Source organism: Nocardia albiluteola (assembly GCF_018860155.1).
Lineage (GTDB): Bacteria > Actinomycetota > Actinomycetes > Mycobacteriales > Mycobacteriaceae > Nocardia > Nocardia albiluteola.
On record NZ_JAHKNI010000021.1, the window covers coordinates 22,757 to 36,722 of the forward strand.

Annotated in this window: 16 protein-coding genes; 12 read left to right on the forward strand and 4 right to left on the reverse strand. The window is 69.4% G+C overall.

Going from position 1 to position 13,966, the window contains the following annotated elements; translation table 11 throughout:
• Positions 1-73: 73 nt before the first annotated feature.
• Positions 74-1,330: a TetR/AcrR family transcriptional regulator gene (locus KO481_RS38260; protein WP_215923446.1), complete on the reverse strand. Its 1,257-nt coding sequence runs from the start codon at positions 1,328-1,330 to the stop codon at positions 74-76.
• Positions 1,331-1,460: 130 nt separating this feature from the next.
• Here KO481_RS38260 and KO481_RS38265 point away from each other — a divergent pair, with 130 nt between their 5' ends.
• Together KO481_RS38265 and KO481_RS38270 are read left to right on the forward strand one after the other, a co-directional pair.
• The gene (locus KO481_RS38265) at positions 1,461-2,264 is read left to right on the forward strand and encodes an enoyl-CoA hydratase-related protein (protein WP_215923447.1); all 804 of its coding nucleotides are present in this window, start codon (positions 1,461-1,463) and stop codon (positions 2,262-2,264) included.
• 56 nt (positions 2,265-2,320) lie between these two features.
• Positions 2,321-3,469, forward strand: a complete 1,149-nt coding sequence (locus tag KO481_RS38270; protein ID WP_245402130.1) for an SDR family oxidoreductase — start codon at positions 2,321-2,323, stop codon at positions 3,467-3,469.
• 164 nt (positions 3,470-3,633) lie between these two features.
• On the opposite strand, the gene KO481_RS38275 is transcribed toward KO481_RS38270, so the two are convergent.
• Positions 3,634-4,833, reverse strand: a complete 1,200-nt coding sequence (locus tag KO481_RS38275; RefSeq protein ID WP_215923448.1) for a lycopene cyclase family protein — start codon at positions 4,831-4,833, stop codon at positions 3,634-3,636.
• A 113-nt stretch (positions 4,834-4,946) separates the two neighbouring features.
• Here KO481_RS38275 and KO481_RS38280 point away from each other — a divergent pair, with 113 nt between their 5' ends.
• On the forward strand, positions 4,947-5,438 hold the full coding sequence (locus KO481_RS38280) for an RpnC/YadD family protein (RefSeq protein WP_215923449.1): 492 nt from the start codon (positions 4,947-4,949) through the stop codon (positions 5,436-5,438).
• Here the strand turns inward: KO481_RS38280 and KO481_RS38285 are convergent.
• Entirely contained in the window at positions 5,416-5,892 is a 477-nt protein-coding gene (locus tag KO481_RS38285) for a hotdog fold domain-containing protein (RefSeq protein WP_215923450.1), read from the reverse strand. The genes KO481_RS38280 and KO481_RS38285 overlap by 23 nt on opposite strands.
• Positions 5,893-5,906: 14 nt before the next feature.
• Positions 5,907-6,290 carry a MerR family transcriptional regulator gene (locus tag KO481_RS38290; protein WP_215923451.1) on the reverse strand — a complete coding sequence of 128 codons (384 nt, stop codon included), beginning with the start codon at positions 6,288-6,290 and terminating at the stop codon, positions 5,907-5,909.
• 128 nt (positions 6,291-6,418) lie between these two features.
• Between KO481_RS38290 and KO481_RS38295 the strand changes: the two genes are divergently transcribed.
• The 9 genes from KO481_RS38295 to rplW all read left to right on the forward strand — a co-directional run bounded on the left by KO481_RS38295 (position 6,419) and on the right by rplW (position 13,950).
• Complete coding sequence (locus KO481_RS38295) at positions 6,419-7,210, forward strand: amidohydrolase family protein (protein ID WP_215923452.1); 792 nt, start codon at positions 6,419-6,421, stop codon at positions 7,208-7,210.
• Between the two features lie 356 nt (positions 7,211-7,566).
• A complete protein-coding gene (locus tag KO481_RS38300; RefSeq protein ID WP_215923453.1) occupies positions 7,567-9,210 on the forward strand; it encodes a hypothetical protein in 1,644 nt (547 codons plus the stop codon).
• Complete coding sequence (locus KO481_RS38305) at positions 9,207-9,698, forward strand: FixH family protein (RefSeq protein ID WP_215923454.1); 492 nt, start codon at positions 9,207-9,209, stop codon at positions 9,696-9,698. The genes KO481_RS38300 and KO481_RS38305 overlap by 4 nt, the downstream gene beginning before the upstream one ends.
• A gap of 67 nt (positions 9,699-9,765) precedes the next feature.
• Positions 9,766-10,959: a hypothetical protein gene (locus KO481_RS38310; RefSeq protein ID WP_245402131.1), complete on the forward strand. Its 1,194-nt coding sequence runs from the start codon at positions 9,766-9,768 to the stop codon at positions 10,957-10,959.
• Positions 10,956-11,504, forward strand: coding sequence for a hypothetical protein (locus tag KO481_RS38315; protein WP_245402132.1), 549 nt, complete (start codon positions 10,956-10,958; stop codon positions 11,502-11,504). Before KO481_RS38310 ends, KO481_RS38315 begins: the two co-directional genes overlap by 4 nt.
• 490 nt (positions 11,505-11,994) lie before the next feature.
• Positions 11,995-12,300: a 30S ribosomal protein S10 gene (gene rpsJ / locus KO481_RS38320; RefSeq protein WP_003938093.1), complete on the forward strand. Its 306-nt coding sequence runs from the start codon at positions 11,995-11,997 to the stop codon at positions 12,298-12,300.
• 14 nt (positions 12,301-12,314) lie between these two features.
• Positions 12,315-12,980, forward strand: a complete 666-nt coding sequence (gene rplC / locus KO481_RS38325; protein ID WP_215923455.1) for a 50S ribosomal protein L3 — start codon at positions 12,315-12,317, stop codon at positions 12,978-12,980.
• Positions 12,977-13,648, forward strand: coding sequence for a 50S ribosomal protein L4 (gene rplD / locus KO481_RS38330; protein ID WP_215923456.1), 672 nt, complete (start codon positions 12,977-12,979; stop codon positions 13,646-13,648). The genes rplC and rplD overlap by 4 nt, the downstream gene beginning before the upstream one ends.
• Positions 13,645-13,950, forward strand: a complete 306-nt coding sequence (gene rplW / locus KO481_RS38335; RefSeq protein ID WP_040818433.1) for a 50S ribosomal protein L23 — start codon at positions 13,645-13,647, stop codon at positions 13,948-13,950. Before rplD ends, rplW begins: the two co-directional genes overlap by 4 nt.
• Positions 13,951-13,966: the final 16 nt, after the last annotated feature.

The following is a 13,966-nucleotide window of genomic DNA, read 5'->3' on the forward strand; positions in this document are numbered from 1 at the left end:
TCCGCTGTGTCCTGGCACATTCCGGTGCGATGTGCGCCGCAGGGACGGCAGGGCGTCGGGCCCACCGCGAGTCCTATTCGGCGGCGGGTGATTCCGTGCCCAGCAGGACCGCGCGCATCAAAGCGTGCACGCGGGCAAGGGATTCCGGACGGCGGTCGAAGCGCATCCCGCGACCGACGTCGACCACCTGCGCGATGGCGGCGTGCACGCGGAAGCGGGCCTCGGGCTGGTCGCCGTCGAGCAGATTCGCCCACTCGAGCACGTTCTGGCGCTGCACCGCGCGCAGCTTGTGCTGTTCGGCCGCGGGCAGATTCGAGAATTCGGCGAAGTAGACCGGCAGGATCTCCGGCGTGGCGAAAGTGAGCCGGGCGAAGCGGTCCGCGATGCGCAGCGCCGCGTCGGCGCGGCTGGTGGCCTCGGCCAGCGCCTCGGAGTTGGCGATCGCGACCCGCTCGCCGGTGCGGTGGAAGGCCGCGGCCAGCAGATCGGACTTGCTGGGGAAGTAGCGGTACACGCTCGAGGCGTTGATGCCCACGGCCGCACCGATCTCCTCGATACTGGCCTCGTGGTATCCCTGCCGGCCGAAGATCCGGATCGCCTCGAGGAGCAGCTGTTCGCGCTTGGAGCTCAGCGGCAGTCCGCGCATCCCGGCCTCGGGCGCGGGCTCGACGGGCGCGGGCGGCAGGTCCACGCGCAGGATCGACCAGCAGATGTCCTGCAGCAGATCGATCAGCCGGGCGTTGGCCAGCGGGGTGCGGTGCAGGGTGATGCTGCCGATCGCACCGAGCATGCCGGTGCCCAGCACCGCGACGTCGGCCGCGTCGGCCTCGGGGCGCAGCGCGGCGATCGCCGACTCCACGGTCTCGTGCAGGGCGGCGTAGACGACCCGGATGCGGCGGCGGTCCTCGGGCTCGAGATAGCGCCGCTCCCACCGGTACAGCCCGCCCTCGCGGCGCACCTCGATGGTGTGCTCGGACAGGGCGCGGATCAGCGAGGTGAGTCTGGATTCCGGGTCCGCCGCCGGATCCTCGGCAGAGCGGGCGGCCTCGAGCAGCAGTTGTGCGCCGCCCTCGGCGGCCGCGACCAGCAGCGCGTATTTGTTCCTGAAGTGCCGGTAGAGGGCGGGCCCGGAGATGCCGACCTCGGCGGCGATCTCGTCGACGCCGACGGGGTGGTAGCCGCGCTCGCTGAACGCCCGCGCCGCGACCCGCACGATTTGTGCCTTGCGGTTCTTCGGCCGCCGACGCACGCCAGTGTCGGCCCGGCCGTTCGTTCCCGCACCGTCCGGTCGCGCGGAAGCGAGTCCGGACTCGCTGCGATCCGCGACCATGCACTCTCTCCTTCGCCCGCGCCGCCGCCTGTTGACAGCGCCGCACAAGTCAACATAAGTTAACCACAATTCGCAAAGTTAACCATCATTCCGCCGCCGGCGGCAGCGACGGGCGAGCTTGGGAGTAGTTATGAGCAACATCGAACAGTCGACCGCTCCGACAACCCTGCAGGTCGTTCACGACGACCGCGTCCTGCGGATCACCATTGCCAATCCCAAGCGCAAGAACGCCATCAACTACGACACTATGGTCGCGCTCGGCGACGCGTTCGAGGCCGCGGGACAGGATCGCACGGTTCGCGCGATCGTGCTCACCGGCGAGGGCGGGGACTTCTGTACGGGCGCGGATCTGTCCGGCGCGGTGGCGGAGGCGCAGCGGGGCATCACCCCCGAGATGACGATGGACGCCGCGAACCGCCTGGTGCGGGCGATCGTCGACGCACCCGTTCCGGTGATCGCGCGCATCCGCGGCGCGGCGGCCGGGGTCGGTGTGGCCCTCGCGCTGGCCGCGGACCTGACCTACGCCAGCGAGGAGGCGTATCTCCTGCTGGCCTTCGTCAACATCGGACTGATGCCCGACGGCGGCGCCGCGGCCATGGTCGCCGCCGCGGCCGGACGCCCCCTGGCCGCGGAGATGGCGCTGCTGGGCGAGCGGCTGCCGATCACCGAGGCGGCCCGGCACAAGCTGGTCACCGCCGTGCTGCCCGAGGCCGAACTCGACGCGCGGGTCGAGGCCGTCGCGGCCAAGCTGGCCCACGGGCCCCGCCGCGCCCTCGAACTCACCAAGCGCGCCCTCAACGCGGCCGCGCTGACCTCCCTGGACGACGCGCTCGCCGCGGAGAAGACGGGCCAGAGCGAGCTGCTGCAGTCCCCGGACTTCCTGGAGGGCGCCTCCGCCATGCTGACCAAGCGCAAGGCGGTATTCGCGGACTGAATGCTGCTGCGCGCGCGTTTCGGTTACCGCGATACTTCGCGCGATAGTGTGGGCGCATGGCTTACCTGGTGACTGGCGCGACCGGGTGCATCGGTCGGTATCTCGTCTCGGAGTTGCTGAAGCGTAGCGATGAAATCCACGTGCTGGTCCGGCCCGGCGCGGACTGCGCCTACCGGTTCGACCGGTGCGCGCGGGAGTGGGGCGGCGGCGACCGGGTCCGGCCGGTGCGCGGGGACCTGGGTGCGCCAGGGTTGGGTATCGAATCGGAATGGATTGCGGCGCATCGTGGTTCGATCGACCACGTGATACACCTGGCGGCCGGGTACGATGCGGCGGAAGCGGCGCGCGGCCCTGGGGGCGAGGGCGTGATCGGTCCGACATCGGGCCGAGCGGTCGGCGGTGGCATCGGAGCCGGCCGCAGTGGTGCGGGCTGCGTCGCGGCATCGGATCGCACGGCGTCCGCGGCGGGCACCGCGCGCGTCGTCGAGTTGGCCGAGCAGCTGGAAGCCGGTGCGCTGCACCATATGTCGAGCATCGTGGTCGCGGGGTCGGCGGCCGGGCTGTTCGGTGAGAACATGTTCGACGCGGGGCAGACGCTGAGCACAGCCGAGCAGCGCGCCGCGTTCGAGGCCGAGCGGATTGTCCGCGAGCGCTGCGCAGTGCCCTGGCGGATCTACCGGCCCTCGATTGTGATCGGCCATTCCCGCACCGGCGAGATCGATCGGATCGCGGGGCCGTACTACTTCTTCCGGCTGCTGCGGATGGCGGCCCAGCTGCCCCGGATCCTGCCGCTGCTGGTGCCCAAGCTGGGCGAAACCAACATGGTCCCGGTGGATTTCGTGGTGCGGGCGCTGGGTCACCTCGTGCACCTACCCGGCGCGTCCGGGACCACCTACCACCTGGTCGATCCGCGCCGGCAGAGCGCCGCGGAGGTGCTGAACCTCTTCGCCGACGAGGCGGGCGCCCCGCACCTGGTCGAGGTCATGCCGCGGCAGACGCTGGACATGCTGCGCCGGGTACCGGGTGTCGGCTGGGCGCTGCCGTACCTCGGCGTGCCGCGTGAGGTGCTGGAGCAGAACGAATTCGGCTGCTGGTTCGACCGCCGCAACACCACCGCGGCGTTGGCGGGCACGGATATTCGGGTACCGCCCCTTGCCGGGTACGCCCCGATCATCTGGAAGTACTGGGCGGAGAATTGGGTCTGACCAAGTGTCGTCAGCGGCACCGTCACCGGCAGCAGCGTGATGCGGCCCGTCGGGGGCGTTGATTGCGCCGAGCCGGCACGCGACTGCGCACTGGACCTCGTGCCCCGGGTCGTCGGCGATCGCTCGCAGCGCTGGAGACAGACGCGGCGTTGAAGGCCTACTTCTCAGACCTCATCGAGTACCGCGGGCTCCTGGTCGTATTCGTAACCCACCCAGCGGTTCCGGTTGGTCCAGCCGACCAGGTCGTAGCGCCAGTGGAACGGCCAGGTGCGGGCCACGGTCATGAACAGCACGGTGGCGAGCGGGGCGTAGTCGTCGTGCGCGGAGAGCAGGGCGCGCTGCTGGCGGGGCGAGGCGGTGAAGAACGCCTCGAACATCGAGATCGACTGGGCGGTGGTCAATCGGCCCAGGCCGTACAGGCCCCGCTTGCGCATCCAGTACACCAGCCGGGCCTGCCGCGGCCACAGCGCCCGGACGGGATCCCGACCCGTGCGCAGCGCGTCGATTGCGGTGTCCACCAGGGCAAGTGAATCCGCCACGCTGTATCCGGAGCACGGGTGCATCATGCCGCCGCGGGAGCCGAACGGCACCGCCCCGCCCGAGCGGGCGGGCGGCGGGGGCTGATCCAGTGGATAGTGCGCGGCCTCGGTCGGCTCATCACCGCGCAGCCGGATGCCGTGCGCGGCCAGGCGATTCAGCGCGCGGCGACGCAGCTCCCGCTGCGGCATGCCGCCCCGCAGTCCCAGGCTGGTCTCCTCGAAGATCACCGTGCCGTCGCCGAGCGGCACCGAGTACAGGAACGACGGCGGCTCGTCCGGGCCCGCGCCGTTCTCCGGGCGCCAATCCAGCAGCAGCCCTTCACCGTCCGCGACCATCGGTGCGGCGGTCTCGGCGTCGACGAAGATGCCGTGTGCGCTGGCGGTGCGGCGCGCGCCGGGCGAGGGCAGTCCGCGGGTGTCGAAAACCGCTGCGGCCGTGATGGTCGTGCCGTCGTTGAGCTCGACGCGGTGTGCCCCGACGGCGGTGGCCCGCCCGGTCAGCACGGTCGCGTCGTCCAGTGGAAGCGCCTCGCGCAGACCCGGTTTCGACAGCACACAGTACGGCCGCTCGATCCGGTGCGCGGATTTCGTCCACACCGTCGGCGCCTCGATGCGCTGCGCGATCGCCTCCCGCGGCAGCCACTCCGGCAACTCGTCCACCCAGCACGAAAAGGTCGGCGGCCACAACCGCTCCGGCCGCGGATCCACCGCCACGACCCGCATCCCCGCCCGCATCGCCCGGTGCGCCAGCGCCCGCCCCGTGGGCCCGAGCCCCACCACACAGAGATCGGCTTCCGCGACACGCTGACCACTCATGCGTTTCATTCAATCAGGCGAACGTGGAGTCGCCGCACCCGTGCCACGACCGTTGGGAATCGCGGCCCGTCCGTTCGGCGGCCGGATCGGGCGGCACAGTTCGAGGCGACGAGGTTGTCCGGGTGTCGTCACCGTTCCGGACACCGCGTTTCGCGGCCTCGCGATGGAAGATCAACACACCCGGAAAACTGGCATTACCGATCTGGAATATCCAGTGCGGCAACAGTTTTGACCTGTCGGTGGGTCCGTGTACGGTGCGTGGCATGGCTCCCGATCCGTCCTGTCGGCATGATGCGCTGTTCCGCCCAGCCGAGCTGGATCAGTTCGCCGACCAATTCCCGCCCGCCGCCACGGAGGTCATCATGACAACCGGCGAAATGCTGCGCGCGGAAGGGCGCGATCAAGGACGTATCGAGGGACGTATCGAGGGACGGGCAGCGACACTACTCAAACAGTTCGCGCTGAAGTTCGGCCCGGTTTCCGAGGCGGTCGAGCGGGCCGTGCGTGCGGCCGGGATTGATCAGCTCGACGTATGGACCGAGCGGATACTTACCGCTGCAACTGTCGACGAGGTACTCGCCTGGCACGGGGTTATTTCGGCGTCACCCAGGTAGTTATGTCGGCGTGGACGACCTCGACGCCCGACTTGTCGTAGATCGACACCGGCACGATCAGGTCGCGGCCCTCGGTGATCTCGGAGAAGTCCGGGATTTCGGGGAGTTCGGCGACCGCCCGCAGGCCGGAGTCGGCCTTGGCCAGGTATTGGACGTTCATGGCCTTGGGGATCCAGCGGTGGGTGGTGGGGACAGTCGCCTCGCTGAGCATGCCCATCGCCACCTCGGCCAGGTTGCAGGCGGCGATGGCGTGGAAGGTGCCGAGGTGGTTGTGGATGCCGAACCACTTCGGGGCGGTCACTTCGCACAGGCCCGGTTGGAGCCGGTTCACGTTCGGGACGACCGTGCCGAAGTACGGCACCCGGACGACCATGCCGAGCGAGAACAGCGCGTGCCCGATGCGGTTGTCGGGCAGCTTCTTCCAGCCGCGGTAGGTGGCGGTCTCTTTCGTCATGCCGACATCTTACTTCAGAGTAAGTTACTTGGCGTGTGCTCCTGGCCCGCGGCGCGCTCGGTGGCGGCGATGGTCGCGCGCAGCATGTGCCTGGCCCGCGTCAGCTCGTCCGCGCGCTGGTCGAGGTCGTCGAGACGGGCGCGAAGCGTGTCCAGCACGCCCGGGCACGGCCGCAGCGAACTGTCGTCCCGGGTGCAGGGCAGCACCTGCCGGATCACGGCGGTGGGCAGCCCGGCCGCCAGCAGTACGCGGATTTGGCCGACCGACTGTTCAGCGGATTCGTCGTAGTCGCGATAGCCGTTGGCGCGGCGGGTCGAATCGAGTAGTCCCGCGCGCTCGTAGTGCCGCAGCAGGCGCTCATTCACACCGGTCCGCCGGGCCAACTCTCCGATCAGCATCAATTTTCCTGTTCTCCGGTGCCCTCGAATCGCCTGCCGGGCTTGACCTTCCAACGGTGTCAGGGTTCAACACTGGTTCGGCGGCAGTATTCCGCGGCCTCGAGGCCCCAGACGACCAGGAGCTATCAGTGATCATCGATGCGCATGGCCATGTCCACGATCCGGTCGGGACCCACCTCGCGCTCCTCGACGAGGCGGGCGTGGACCAGGCGGTGTTGTTCGCCACCCGCCCGCATCCCGAGCGTGCCACCGACCTGCCCTCGTACCGGCGCGAGATGCGGGTGCTGACCGAGGCGATGAGCGGCAATGCCGGGGCGGGCGGACCCGACGGCCACCGGATCGCGTGGCGCGAACTGGACGAGGCCCTGGCCGCGCATCCGGACCGATTCATCGGCTTCCGCTCGGTCCGGCTCGACGAGTCCGCCGAGCAACTCGCGGTCGCGATCGAGCGGGATGTGGTCGGCGGCGGCTACCGCGGCATCGGTGAGCTGACTCCGCCGCCGGGCCGCGCCGGCCTGCTCGAACCGGTGCTGCGGGCCGCATCCGACCACGGCGTCCTGCCGGTGGTCGTGCACGGCGCCGCACCCACCGCGGACGCCGATCTGGTGACCCTGGCCGAGCTCGCGCGCCGGTATCCGACAGTGCCCCTGATCGTCAGCCAGCTCGGCGGCGCACACTGGCTGACCGCGATCGAGCTGGTCCGCGATACCCCGAACATGTACCTGGAACTGTCGACCGCGGGCATCGTCTTCGCGGTCCGCCTGGCCATCACCGAGATTCCCGACCGCACCCTTTTCGGCTCCGACGCGCCGTACGGCGATCCGCTGCTGTCCCGGCAGACCATCGAACGAGTGACCCCGCCCGGTCCCGTGCGGGCCCGCGTCCTCGGCGAGACCCTCGCCGAACTGCTCGGCCTGTAACTGGCTGGCATACTCGGGCCTCACATCGCGCGTGCACGCCACCGCCGATGCTGCCGTGACGGACAGCCCGGGGTGGGTCATCTGGTTCGCGATCGGCGTGCTGTCGGCACTTGTGGCGGTGGGGCTCGGCACCGCCCGGCTCGGTGACGCTGGACTCGGGGTCGGTCGGGGCTGTACCCGGAGATATTCGGGGCGCGCATCACTCGTGTGGGGGAGGCAGGATCACCTTCTGTGGTGATGAATTCGTTCGCGCGGGGTTCATACGATGGGGCGGTGCGGGGAACCAGTAGTGCGTTGCCGTCGGTCGCGATCGCGGGAACCGTCGTGGCGGTGTCGAGCGCGGACGAGGTGAGGCCATGACCGGCGGGCGGTGGTCCGGGTGGGTCCGGGTTCCGTTGCTGTTGTGGGGGTTCGGGCTGCTCATGCTGGTTGGCGTTGCGCCCGCGGTTGCGGATGCGCCGTCGGCGGGTGGGGATGTTTCGGTGGCGCAGACGCTGGGGGATCGGGAGTTGACCGTTGTGCTGCGGCGGGTTACCTCGGTGCCGGGGCCGTTGCAGGTCGAGGTGGTTACCCATGCGGGTACGGCGGGTGGGCAGCTGACGCTGGATGCCACGCCGACCGGGGCCTCCTCGGCGACCTCGACGTTGCCGGCGCCCGGTGCGCCGACCAGCCGGGGGACGGTCGACCTCGGTGCTGCGCCGGGGATGTATTCCGCGACGTTGCGGGTGGATCGGCCGGGGCCCTGGGAGCTGGCGGTCGGCGACGGAACTCGCGTGGCGCGCATCCCCTTCATCGTGCCCAAACAGGTGACCACGCCACCGGAACGCCTGGTGTACGGCGGATTTCTGGCCGCGGGCGTGCTGCTGCCGGTGTCGATCGTGGTCGCGGTGCGGGCGCGGCGCACGGCCTGGGCGCTGCTTCCGGCCGGGGGCATGGTCGCGGGGATCGCGGTGGCGGTGACGGCCGGTGTGCTGTCCTCCTCGTTGCCCCTGCCGCCGCAGCCCGGTGTGCAGCTGGATCCGAGCGTGGACAATGTCGGCAACCCGTACGCCCTCGGACAGCCGCTGATCTCGGACTTCTCCCGGCCGCCGGTAATGCTGGCCCTCGGCGGCGCGCCCCTGAGTGCCGGGCGCGCAGGCGATCTCGACCTCTACCTGACCGACGCCGCCACCGGCGCACCCGTCGACGACCTGATCATCGAGGACAGCGCCCTCATCCACCTGCTGATCGTCGGCCCGACCGGTGAGCTGGCTCACCTGCATCCGATCCGGATAGCGCCGGGCCACTACCAGATTCACCTCACTCCGCCCGAGGCCGGACACTACGCCCTGTCGGCCGAGCTGGCGCGCCGCGGTGGCGGCGTGCAGATGGTCCGCGCCGCAACCGGTTTCGACGTCCAACAGGGGAATTCCCCTGCACCGCTGCCGAACACCGCCGCAACGGTCCACCTCGGCGGCACGACTGGCACCGCAACGACCGCCGTCGGCCCCACCCCCATCACCGTCGTGACCACCGACGCCGTCGCAGGCGCCCCGATCACGCTGACCGCCACCGTCGGCAGCGCGGGTGACCTACAGCCCTGGCTCGGCATGGTCGGCCACATGATCGTGGCGGGCCCACTTCCCCCCTCGGACGCCGACATCGGCACCGCCGTCCAGAACGCCCAGGTGTGGGGCCACGCCCACTCCATGGGCGGCATGTCGATGGCGGAAATGAATGGCCCGGGCACCATGCCGGACATGCCGGGAATGACAGGCATGACGAACGCTCCGAGCTCGAGCGCGACCCCTGGCACGAATGGTGGTGCGATGCTGATGCTTCCGGTGAACGGCGACAGCGCACCCGATGAAACGGTGGCCGCCTACGGCCCGGGAGTTCCCTTCACCTATACCTTTACGACTCCCGGCGAATACCGGGTGTGGATTCAGGTCGAGCGCAACTACACCGTGCTGACCATCCCGGTCGTGCTGGACGTCGCCGCATCGGGGGCGTCGCGATGAACTGGCAGTCGGCAACGAATTCGCACGCCCGGCCGGTCGCTGGCCATACCGCACTGCCACAATCCGAACCCGGCGGCGGCCGTCGTCTCGAGGTCGCGGGGATCGTCGTTGTCGTCGCCGCCCTGCTGGCCCTCGTCGGGTGGCTGGTGTGGCCGAGTCCGCCCGGCGCGCTCGTGCTGCACAGCGGCACAACCGATCACATCGTCACCGTCACCGTTGCGAGTCATCGGATGGGGGAGACGAGCATCGATCTGGTGGTCACCGATCGAGCCGGAAAGCCGGTGCCGCGGGCGGTGATCCGGGTGCAGGCGATCGAACCGCGGATGGGGTACTCCGATCCGCCGACCACCTCCACCGAGCTGGGGGCCGGTCGTTATCGCGCGGCGGATGTGTCGTTCATGATGACGGGCCCGTGGAATCTGCAGGTATCCATCGCCGCCGGCGGGGGGACCGATCAACTATCGCTACCGCTATGGATCGGTGGCTGAAGTGAAGGAAAGGAGCGCCACCGATGAGTGAGCGCAGACCGGAGCCCGGTCGCCGGGAGGTGCGGGCATGAGTACAGCCATACCGTTCGACGCGGCCGGACAGTCCGAAAACGTTGGGGGACGGGAGAAACCGGCGGCCCGCCCGATCGCGGTCGCCGCCGGCACCGGCACCGCCGCCCGCGCCGGAGCCTGGGTGGTGTTGCTGGGCATTATCACCACGACCGTCGGCACCAGCTGGGATATCCAGTGGCACAACGACGTCGGCCCCGACACCTTCTTCACCCTGCCGCACCTGTTCCTCTACTCGGGCAGCGCGATCTCCGGATTCGCCGCCCTGGCAATGGTCGTCCTGGCGACCTCGGCCCAGCGCGCAGGCCGGGAGGTGCCGCGCGCGGGCGGCACGCCCATCCGTGTCTTCGGCGGCACCCTCACCGCGCCGATCGGTTACATGGTCGCCGGCGCGGGCGCGGCGCTGTTCCTGCTGTACGGCCTGTTCGATCTGGAATGGCATTCGATCTACGGATTCGACGCGGTGCTGAACACGCCCTCGCATGTGGCGCTGTTCCTATCGATCACCACCACCATGGTCGGCAGCATCATCGTCTGCTCCGCGCACCGCGACGAGCTGTGGGGCCGCGCCGGACTGGTCCTGGCGATCGTGCTGCTGATCTCGTACGCGCCCATCCCGGCCGACGCGCTGAACAACCTGCCGATGCCGGTCGATCCGATCATCGCCGCCACCGTGTTGTTCGCACCGATGCTGCTGATCATGGGTGCGGTGATGATCGGCCGCGCGGGGGCCGCGCTGGCCATCGGGCTCGCGATGAGCGCCGCGCAGGGCCTGCTGTGGTGGTTCTCCCCGTGGGCCGCGCACGTCTACGCCGCGGCCGTCGGGCTGCCGTTGCGCGACGGGCTGCTGCCGTTCCCGCCCTCGTTCCCCAGCATCATGCCGATGTTCCTGATCGTGGCCGCGGTGGCCGTGGAGGCCCTGTTCTGGGTCGCCCGCACGCGGGCATCGAAGCCGATGCGGACGCTGCTGGTGACCGGCCTGGTCTCCGGGGTGATTCTCGGAGCGGGCCTGCCGCTGCAGATGATCCTCACCGACCCCGTGTCGCACCTGCCCGCGTCGTCGTTCCTGACCATCGTGGTCCTGGGCATCCCGTTCGGCCTGCTGGCGGGGTTCCTCGGCGGCCGCTTCGCCGCCATGCTGCGCACCCTCGCGCCGCTGGATCAGGCCCGCACCCCGCGGGAGGCGCGATGACCGGGTGGTGGCGCCGGTTGGGCGTGGTGCTGCTGACGGTCGCCGGGCTGGGGCTGGTCGCGGTCGGTCCCGCCGCCGCATATCAGCCGGTGAACATCGTGCACACCGAACACGTGCAGGTCGGGCCGTACGACGTCACCGTCGGCTTCACGACCTGGCCGATCCGGGCGATGCAGTCGCTGGACTTCACGTTCCTGCCCGCCGACGGCATCGCGGGCAAGTCCGGGACGCTGAAGATCGACGGCCCCGACCGCCGCGCCACCCGCCGGACGATGCCGCTGGTCCGGCACCCCCGCAAGCGCGACTCCTGGGGCCTGGACGTCAAATCCCTGAACGAGCCGGGCACCTACAGCTTCACCTTCACCATCGACGGCCCGCAGGGCCACGGCGAGGGCAGGCTCGGCAATCTCCAGGTGCTCTCCCAGCCCGGCCCGCCGCTCCCGCTGAGCTGGACATTGGGCCTGCTTCCGCTGGCCGGGCTGCTGATCTTCCTGGTGGTGGTGTGGCGCAGGTTGCGGCCGGGCCGGCTGCCACTGACCCTCTGAATTCCGTCGTCCGGCATGCTGGTGGCCGGGATCCACGCCGACCGAGCCGGTCGCGATGGGTCCCGGCCACCGTCGTCCGTATCACAGGGACCCCGATTTGAAGTCGGTATGGGCCCTCGTGCATACTTGTCGGGTTGCCTTCACCGGGTGGCGTCTGTCTGTCGGCCAAAACCGGCGGATACCAGGGCCTATCGGTGGCAGGCGAGCAGTACCCACTCAGTATCGGTGTCGAGTCCGGCGCGGATACGTTCGGGACGCGTTCTACGGCAAGTGGAAAATCCTTCCAGCGCCGAAGAATGAGCGGATGGGCGACACGCCCGACCGCGTGGACCGGATGAACCATGACAGATGAACAGCGGCGATGGATCGGTCGGTACCGGTCGTAGTAGTGAGATGCGTCTGCTGTCTTCGTAGGTTCGGGCATGCAAATGAGGGTGTTTCGGGAGGCGACTTCCGGGACACGACGAAAGCGGAGAAAAGGACACTCAGCGTGGCGGGACAAAAGATCCGCATCAGGCTCAAGGCCTACGACCATGAGGCGATCGACGCGTCGGCGCGCAAGATCGTCGAGACGGTGACCCGCACCGGTGCCCGCGTCGTCGGGCCCGTGCCGTTGCCGACCGAGAAGAACGTGTACTGCGTCATCCGTTCGCCGCACAAGTACAAGGACTCGCGCGAGCACTTCGAGATGCGTACGCACAAGCGGCTGATCGACATCCTCGACCCGACGCCGAAGACGGTGGACGCGCTCATGCGCATCGACCTCCCGGCCAGCGTCGACGTCAACATTCAGTGACGGGGACTTCGAATATGACTGACAACAAGAGCCGTCCGGCCGCGGGCATCCTGGGCACCAAGCTCGGCATGACCCAGGTCTTCGACGAGAAGAACCGCGTCGTTCCCGTGACCGTCATCAAGGCGGGACCGAACGTCGTGACCCAGATCCGCACCGAAGAGCGCGACGGCTATTCCGCCGTGCAGCTCGCCTTCGGCGCCATCGACCCCCGCAAGGTGATCAAGCCGGTCTCCGGCCAGTTCGCCAAGGCCGGTGTCACCCCCCGCCGCCACGTCGTGGAGATCCGCGTCGCCGACGCCGCCTCCTTCGAGGTCGGCCAGGAGCTGTCCGCCGACGTGTTCGAAGAGGGCACCTACGTCGATGTGACCGGCACCAGCAAGGGCAAGGGCTTCGCCGGCACCATGAAGCGTCACGGCTTCAAGGGCCAGGGCGCCTCCCACGGTGCGCAGGCTGTGCACCGCCGCCCGGGTTCGATCGGCGGTTGCTCCACCCCCGGCCGCGTGTTCAAGGGCATGCGGATGTCGGGCCGGATGGGTAACGACCGCGTGACCACGCAGAACCTCTCGGTCCACAAGGTGGACACCGAGAACGGCCTGCTGCTGATCAAGGGCGCGATCCCGGGCCGCAAGGGCGGCATCGTGATCGTCAAGAGTGCAGTGAAGGGTGGTGCCCGGGCATGAGCACCGAGACCAAGACCAACCTGACGCTTCCGGTCAAAGAGCCGGGCGGCAAGACCAACGGCACCGTCGAGCTCCCCGCGGAGATCTTCGACGCGACCGCCAACATCGCGCTGATGCACCAGGTCGTCGTGGCCCAGGAGGCCGCGGCTCGCCAGGGCACGCACGCCACCAAGACCCGCGGCGAGGTCCGCGGCGGTGGCAAGAAGCCGTACCGGCAGAAGGGCACCGGCCGCGCCCGTCAGGGCTCGACCCGCGCGCCGCAGTTCGCCGGCGGTGGCACCGTGCACGGCCCGCAGCCGCGCGACTACTCGCAGCGCCTGCCCAAGAAGATGAAGGCCGCCGCCCTGCGTGGCGCCCTGTCGGACCGGGCGCGTAACGAGCGCATCCACGTGATCACCGAACTGGTTGCGGGACAGGCTCCCTCGACCAAGTCCGCCAAGTCCTTCCTCGCCGAGCTGTCGGAGCGGAAGAACATCCTGGTGGTCGTCGGCCGCGAGGATGTCACCGCGTGGAAGAGCGTGGCGAACCTGCAGGGCGTGCACCCGATCGCCCCCGACCAGCTGAACACCCGCGACGTCCTCAAGAGCGACGACGTGATCTTCTCGGTCGAGGCGCTCAACGCCTTCGTGCACGGCCCCGCCGAAGCTGCACAGGAGGAGAGCAAGTGACCACCATCGCCGACCCCCGCGACATCCTGCTCGCGCCGGTGATCTCCGAGAAGTCCTACGGACTGATCGAGGAAGGCACCTACACCTTCCTGGTGCACCCGGACTCGAACAAGACGCAGATCAAGATCGCCGTCGAGAAGGTTTTCGGCGTGACGGTGACCAGCGTCAACACCGCCAACCGTCAGGGCAAGCGCAAGCGGACCCGCTTCGGTTACGGCCAGCGCAAGAGCACCAAGCGCGCGCTCGTGACCATCTCGGCCGACAGCAAGCCCATCGAGATCTTCGGAGGCTCTGTCGCGTAAGCGGCGGAGAATCCAG

What these genes read in the sequence shown, in the direction of transcription:
- KO481_RS38315 (WP_245402132.1), top strand. Translation starts at nt 10,956, where the DNA reads ATGACCGGGTGGTGGCGCCGGTTGGGCGTGGTGCTGCTGACGGTCGCC.
- KO481_RS38265 (WP_215923447.1), top strand. Translation starts at nt 1,461, where the DNA reads ATGAGCAACATCGAACAGTCGACCGCTCCGACAACCCTGCAGGTCGTT.
- KO481_RS38305 (WP_215923454.1), top strand. Translation starts at nt 9,207, where the DNA reads ATGAACTGGCAGTCGGCAACGAATTCGCACGCCCGGCCGGTCGCTGGC.
- KO481_RS38300 (WP_215923453.1), top strand. Translation starts at nt 7,567, where the DNA reads ATGACCGGCGGGCGGTGGTCCGGGTGGGTCCGGGTTCCGTTGCTGTTG.
- KO481_RS38275 (WP_215923448.1), bottom strand. Translation starts at nt 4,833, where the DNA reads ATGAAACGCATGAGTGGTCAGCGTGTCGCGGAAGCCGATCTCTGTGTG.
- KO481_RS38310 (WP_245402131.1), top strand. Translation starts at nt 9,766, where the DNA reads ATGAGTACAGCCATACCGTTCGACGCGGCCGGACAGTCCGAAAACGTT.
- KO481_RS38290 (WP_215923451.1), bottom strand. Translation starts at nt 6,290, where the DNA reads ATGCTGATCGGAGAGTTGGCCCGGCGGACCGGTGTGAATGAGCGCCTG.
- rplC (WP_215923455.1), top strand. Translation starts at nt 12,315, where the DNA reads ATGACTGACAACAAGAGCCGTCCGGCCGCGGGCATCCTGGGCACCAAG.
- KO481_RS38260 (WP_215923446.1), bottom strand. Translation starts at nt 1,330, where the DNA reads ATGGTCGCGGATCGCAGCGAGTCCGGACTCGCTTCCGCGCGACCGGAC.
- KO481_RS38270 (WP_245402130.1), top strand. Translation starts at nt 2,321, where the DNA reads ATGGCTTACCTGGTGACTGGCGCGACCGGGTGCATCGGTCGGTATCTC.
- rplD (WP_215923456.1), top strand. Translation starts at nt 12,977, where the DNA reads ATGAGCACCGAGACCAAGACCAACCTGACGCTTCCGGTCAAAGAGCCG.
- KO481_RS38285 (WP_215923450.1), bottom strand. Translation starts at nt 5,892, where the DNA reads ATGACGAAAGAGACCGCCACCTACCGCGGCTGGAAGAAGCTGCCCGAC.